Origin of the sequence: Tolypothrix sp. VBCCA 56010 (genome assembly GCF_050875635.1) — a bacterium.
Classification (GTDB): domain Bacteria; phylum Cyanobacteriota; class Cyanobacteriia; order Cyanobacteriales; family Nostocaceae; genus Hassallia.
Genome location: NZ_JBPAOH010000259.1, coordinates 1 through 6,014 on the forward strand (window position 1 = coordinate 1; position 6,014 = coordinate 6,014).

Annotated in this window: 5 protein-coding genes; 1 reads left to right on the forward strand and 4 read right to left on the reverse strand. The window is 45.1% G+C overall.

The window, feature by feature from the left end; genetic code table 11:
* Window positions 1-227 precede the first annotated feature (227 nt).
* From AABK37_RS39800 to AABK37_RS39810, 3 genes are all read right to left on the reverse strand, one after another.
* The gene (locus tag AABK37_RS39800) at window positions 228-2,183 is read right to left on the reverse strand and encodes a protein kinase domain-containing protein (protein WP_432556907.1); all 1,956 of its coding nucleotides are present in this window, start codon (window positions 2,181-2,183) and stop codon (window positions 228-230) included.
* Between the two features lie 94 nt (window positions 2,184-2,277).
* Complete coding sequence (locus AABK37_RS39805; RefSeq protein WP_432556908.1) at window positions 2,278-2,646, reverse strand: aspartyl protease; 369 nt, start codon at window positions 2,644-2,646, stop codon at window positions 2,278-2,280.
* On the reverse strand, window positions 2,643-2,987 hold the full coding sequence (locus AABK37_RS39810; protein WP_432556909.1) for a hypothetical protein: 345 nt from the start codon (window positions 2,985-2,987) through the stop codon (window positions 2,643-2,645). Before AABK37_RS39810 ends, AABK37_RS39805 begins: the two co-directional genes overlap by 4 nt.
* 295 nt (window positions 2,988-3,282) lie before the next feature.
* On the opposite strand from AABK37_RS39810, the gene AABK37_RS39815 reads away from it, so the two are divergent.
* The gene (locus tag AABK37_RS39815; protein WP_432556910.1) at window positions 3,283-5,115 is read left to right on the forward strand and encodes an ABC transporter ATP-binding protein; all 1,833 of its coding nucleotides are present in this window, start codon (window positions 3,283-3,285) and stop codon (window positions 5,113-5,115) included.
* Between the two features lie 454 nt (window positions 5,116-5,569).
* Here the strand turns inward: AABK37_RS39815 and AABK37_RS39820 are convergent, their stop codons facing one another.
* Complete coding sequence (locus AABK37_RS39820; RefSeq protein ID WP_432556911.1) at window positions 5,570-5,782, reverse strand: hypothetical protein; 213 nt, start codon at window positions 5,780-5,782, stop codon at window positions 5,570-5,572.
* Between the last annotated feature and the right edge of the window lie 232 nt (window positions 5,783-6,014).

Consider the following 6,014-nt stretch of genomic DNA (forward strand, 5'->3'; position numbering starts at 1 on the left):
AGTTCCCATTCAGATGCGGTACAACATTATATCGTCGCGTGTAGGGGCACGGCACTGCCGTGCCCCTACGGGTGTACCTCACGTAACCGAGAATTGCTATAAAATCTCTTGAGGCTGCCTCCGCAGCCTTCGTTCGTATAGCCGTACCCTTCTAGGGTGTCGGCATCCAGGGTCAAAGCAATTAACACCAACACTGACGAATCTCAAACCCCAAATCGCAGTCAACTTCAACGCGACGCCCGCCAAATTTTGATAGTATTGTCAGCACCGCCACTAACTAAAGTTCGCCCATCCGGGCTAATGGCGACAGAATTAACCCCGTTGGAATCACCAGGCAGGGTGCGGATACGAGTGCCATCTGCCAAGTTCCAAATTTTGATTGTGTTGTTAGCACTACCACTAACTAAAGTCTGCCCATCCGGGCTGATGGCGACAGAATTAACCCCGTTGGAATCACCAGGCAGGGTGCGGATACGAGTGCCATCTGCCAAGTTCCAAATTTTGATTGTGTTGTTAGCACTACCACTAACTAAAGTCTGCCCATCCGGGCTGATGGCGACAAAATCAACACTGAAGTAATTAGCAGTCACGGTGCGGATAAGAGTGCCATCTGCCAAGTTCCAAATTTTGATAGTCTTGTCATAACTGCCACTAACTAAAGTCTGCCCATCCGGGCTAATAGCGACAGAATCAACACTGGAGGAATGACCAGTCAGGGTGCGGATAAGAGTGCCGTCTGCCAAATTCCAAATTTTGATAGTTTTGTCAAAACTGCCACTAACTAAAGTTTGCCCATCCGGGCTAATAGCGACAGAACAAACCCACGTGGAATGACCAGTCAGGGTGCGGATAAGAGTGCCATCTGCCAAATTCCAAATTTTGATAGTTTTGTCAGCACTGGCACTAACTAAAGTTTGCCCATCCGGGCTAATAGCGACAGAACAAACCCAGTTGGAATGACCAGTCAGGGTGCGGATAAGAGTGCCATCTGCCAAATTCCAAATTTTGATAGTTTTGTCATGACTGCCACTGACAAGAGTGGAATTATCGCGGCTGATAGCGATGCAATTCTCGCCACAGATTAAGTCGGTATGCCCAGTCAGGGTTTGGGCTAGAGAAAGATTTGCTAAGGGGTTTTGATTTGTCGCAGTTGGACTAGTTGTTGATATAGAAGGCGATGAAGTTTGACCGATTTTAGGTGCTAAATACCCAAACCCTCCCCCTAATAACAGCAGCGCCGCAACGGTCACTGCTATCGGCAATTTCTTTTTTGAAGGCGGAAGGGTTTTTTGCTCAATTTCTCCTATTCGCTGCAACAACACCTGAGTATTTAACGGTCGATCGCCTGGTTTTCGCGCCATTAATTGATCTAAAAAATTGCCCAGCAACGGTGAAATTGTCACCGCTTGTCGCCAGCGAAACACATCATTATGAGCATCATAAAACTTTAAGGGATGTTGCCCCGTGAGCAAATATACAAAGGTGCGTCCCAAAGCAAAAAAATCCGACTGCGGTACTGCTTGGTAATTAATTTGTTCTGGTGGGGTGTACCCTGCGGAAACCACCGCCGTAATTTGGTGTCCCACACCCAGCTTTGCTAAATATGTATACGTCGCATCTCTGGCTGTGCCAAAGTCAATCAACACTAACTGTCCATTGCTTCTCAGCATGACATTTGCGGGTTTAATATCGCGATGAAACCACTGTTTGTCATGCACTATCTGCAATATTTCCGTCAGTTGCTTTAACCAGGCTAAAGCTTGCTTCTCGGAAATAGGATTATTAGAGTGTTGTTGCAGCCATTGTTCTAAATTCACACCATCGATTTTTTCCATCACCAAACAGTGCAACCGCAAATTGTGATTGGTGAGATACTGAAAGTAACCATCCACTTTCGGAATGCCAGGATGATCCAACTTTGCCAATACTGCCGCCTCTTGTTCAAATAGTTCTACTGCTTTAGGCTGGTGATTGAGGTGTTCTTTGAGAACTTTCAGGATTTTTGGCGTACTGTTTTCGTATGCCTCATAAATTTTGCCAAACCCACTTTTATCACTCAGCAAGCGCATCACCCGATAGCGGTTTTCTAGGAGTAGGTGCGAACCGCAACTTTGACAAAAGCGGTTGTTAGCATTCTCCGAGTGATCTGGTTTGGGGCAAAACGGGTTAATGCACAGACTCATGGTGTGCTAAGAAGACGTTGTATCTGTAGTATAAGCTATGCTGCGCTAATTGTTTTTGCTGAAAAGATGCAATCATAAACTGATTTGCGATCATCTAATCTTCGCCCAAAGTCAGCAAACTTGCTTTTCTATCTACTACTAATCGGCGATTTTCTAGCCAAGGCAACCCAATTAAAACTTCAGTAATTTCTTCACCAGCTAAGGCAGGGATAGTAAATTCTTGACCATCAAAGCAAACATTTCCTTGATAAAGATAAAATTCTGCTTCCCCTCGTGCTGTCTGCCTTATTTGTTCCCGAACATAAGACCATTCCAAACTTTCTACATCTTGAATATCCATTACCAACCAGTCAGTACACCCAGTATCTAGCAAAGCATTAACTTTGATATCCGAACTATCGGCAGCTATCAAATTAATTTCAAAATACAACTCTCCATTCTCACCAAAAAAGCCTGGAATCATATTCTACCAACAGCGCCTGTTTCATTCAAACGCATTTCCATAATTCTGGCGTTTGGATGCTTGCTGCGAATTTTTTGGAAAGCAACTTCTGGGTCGGGGTCGATAACATAATCTTCACTGTTTGGCTCAATCATAATCGCCCAGTTGTAATAATCTTTGATTAATTCCGGACAAACTCGTTGAAAAATTTCATTGCAACGCTTGTTAAACGCTGCATTCTCCGCCTTGCGTCTAGCTTTGTCTTCTTCAGAAACAGGAGGACGCTGATTTTTTGAGTGTTCTTGAATAACTTCAAAAATCCGTCTACCACGCGGTACAAAAATATGTTGCCTTTCTTTCATCGCTACAACTTTCACAGGCAGTGCAATAACTTAATTTTAAACTGATTCGATAATTCCTTGATGTTACAACCAACAGCACAGAGCGTGGGGTCAATTCAAAATCGAATTTACCCGCTTCCCTTTCCCAATTACTCCCTTCCCGCTGCAAAATTACCTATCTTCTTTTCCTTCCTCCTTCGTGTCCTTCTCCTTCGGAGACGCTACGCGAACGTGTCTTCGCGGTTCGTTAAATAGTTATTCTTCGAGCCGGAAGAAAGTAAGCAATTAAGGGGCACTTCACGCTATAAAATGAATAATGAGGACTCAAAAGAAACGAAACGCTCTGCGTCAATCACTTTCCGTATTCCGCTACAGTGGACGTGCTGTCAACTTGGTGTGGACTACTAGCCGCTTTCTAACTATTATTCTTGCCACTTTAACTTTAGTGGCTGGTCTTTTGCCTGCGGCGATCGCCTACATCGGTAAGTTAATTGTCGATGCGGTCATTTTTGCCGCGCAATCGGGTACATCTATTTTCGATTTTGTCAATAGTTATCATCCGCTGATGTATGTTGGCTTAGAAGCGATCGCTGTTGCTTTATTAGCTGCTACTCAACGAGGACTTTCCATCTGTCAATCTTTACTGCGGGTCTTACTCGGTCAACGGGTCAACGTTCTTATCTTGGAAAAGTCCCTCACTTTGGATCTCACCCAGTTTGAGGACTCGGAATTTTACGACAAATTGACCAATGCGCGGCGAGAAGCTTCGACTCGTCCCCTTTCTTTGGTAACGCGCACATTCGGCTTGGTGCAAAGTGCCCTTTCACTTATAACATATGGAGCTTTGCTTGTCAAGTTTTCTGTTTGGGCATTGTTAGTTCTAATTTTAGCCGGGATGCCTGCATTCTTTGTGGAAACGAAGTTTGCGGCTCAAGCTTTCCGGCTGTTTAGTTGGCGGGCGCCAGAAACCCGCGAACAGCATTATCTAGAAACGCTGTTGGCTAGAGAAGATTTTGCCAAAGAAGTCAAACTCTATCAGCTAGGAGATATGCTGTTAGGGCGTTATCACGATCTATTTAATCGGCTTTATGGCGAAGATCGCGATTTAACTTTGCGTCGGGGCTTGTGGGGATATCTATTAAGTTTACTTTCTACTGCTGGTTTTTACATCGCCTATGCTTGGATTGTCATAGAAACCGTGGCGGGGAGAATTACTTTAGGAGATATGACGATGTATCTCACCGTGTTTCGCCAAGGACAAACTACTTTTTCCGGGGCGTTGACTTCCATCGGCGGGATGTATGAAGATAACTTGTATCTCTCCAACCTGTACGATTTTCTCGAAGAAGAAGTACCAACGTCAATAGGTAAAGCGACTAAAGGTGTCAAACCCGGTGATGGTATTCGTTTTGAGAACATGACATTTACCTATCCGGGAAATTTGCAACCGGCGTTGAAAAATATATCTCTACATTTGCGACCGGGTAAAAAACTAGCGATCGTTGGTGAAAATGGTTCTGGGAAGACAACCTTAATTAAACTGCTGACTCGGCTTTATTATCCAGACTCTGGACGCATCTTACTCGATGGTTTAGACTTGCAAGAATGGGATGTTGATGTATTGCGACGACGTATTGGTGTAATTTTCCAGAACTTTGTTCGCTACCAATTCACCGTCGGCGAAAATATCGGTGTCGGTGATGTGGAACGATTAGAAGATAGAGAACTTTGGGAAATTGCCGCCGAAAAAGGCATGGCACTACCTTTCGTCGAGAAATTACCCGCAGGTTTTACAACTCAACTTGGTAAATGGTTCAAAGGTGGACAAGAACTTTCTGGGGGACAGTGGCAAAAAATAGCTCTTTCTCGTGCTTTTATGCGAGATAGTGCAGATATTTTGGTTTTAGATGAACCGACATCAGCAATGGATGCTCAAGCTGAGTTTGATATTTTCAATCACTTTCGCGCTTTAACCAAAAATCAGATGGTATTGTTAATTTCTCACCGCTTTTCCACAGTGCGGATGGCTGACAAAATCGTGGTGATTGAAAATGGGGAAGTGATAGAACAGGGAACTCACGAAGAGTTATTGCAAGCTGGGGGACGCTATGCGAAGTTATTCTTATTGCAAGCAGCCGGGTATCAGTAGCGGCGGGGTTTCCCCGTCCGGGGGGGAGATGGGGAGATGGTGAGATGGGGGGATAGTAGCCAGTAGGGTCCGGCTTAAAGCGGTGTGGATATTCCTCCTTTCGTCGGTTCGACGGACAGAATCCTCTGAGCAGGCAACGCCGCGCTTTAGGGCCCGTTGTGTTGTGCAACGCAACGCACCATCCCAGATCTTCGGTGCGTTCTTGTCGTTGGGTCCATAACGCACCCTAACAGATTAAAACTTCGAGTTCAAAGCATGAAACTTCGAGTTCAGAGCATGAAACTTCGAGTTCAGAGCATGAAACTTCGAGTTCAAAGCATGAAACTTCGAGTTCAAAGCATGAAACTTCGAGTTCAAAGCATGAAACTTCGAGTTCAAAGCATGAAACTTCGAGTTCAAAGCATGAAACTTCGAGTTGAGAACATGAAACCTCAAACTTAACTCTCCTCTCCCCCTACAAAATGACCCATCTTCCTTTTTCTCTTCTTCCTTCTCCTTCAAAGACACCAAGGGCGAACGTGTACTTCGTGCCTAGCCTGCGGCTTCTGCGTTCGCCCTTGGCGTTGCCGAAGGCTAGCAGTACGCGGTTCGTTAATAAATATTCTTTGCACGCCAACAAACTAGTGACAATTGACTGTAAACTCAAAGCTTTGGGAGTATCTACCATGAATCCCCAGAGCGCTTACCCGCCTCAGGCAGTAGTTGACCTAAATACCCACCGACGCCGACTTTAGCCAAGTCCCCACTCGTTGGGGCGGAAGTTACGATCGGCGATCGCCAACACATTCATCCCGAATTACGAGTACGTGAAGCGTAAAGCCCCCGTCATTCATGCGGGGGATATAAGCGAACAGGATAAATTTATTTATCCGTGATGCGGGTCATTAATGTACTCTAAA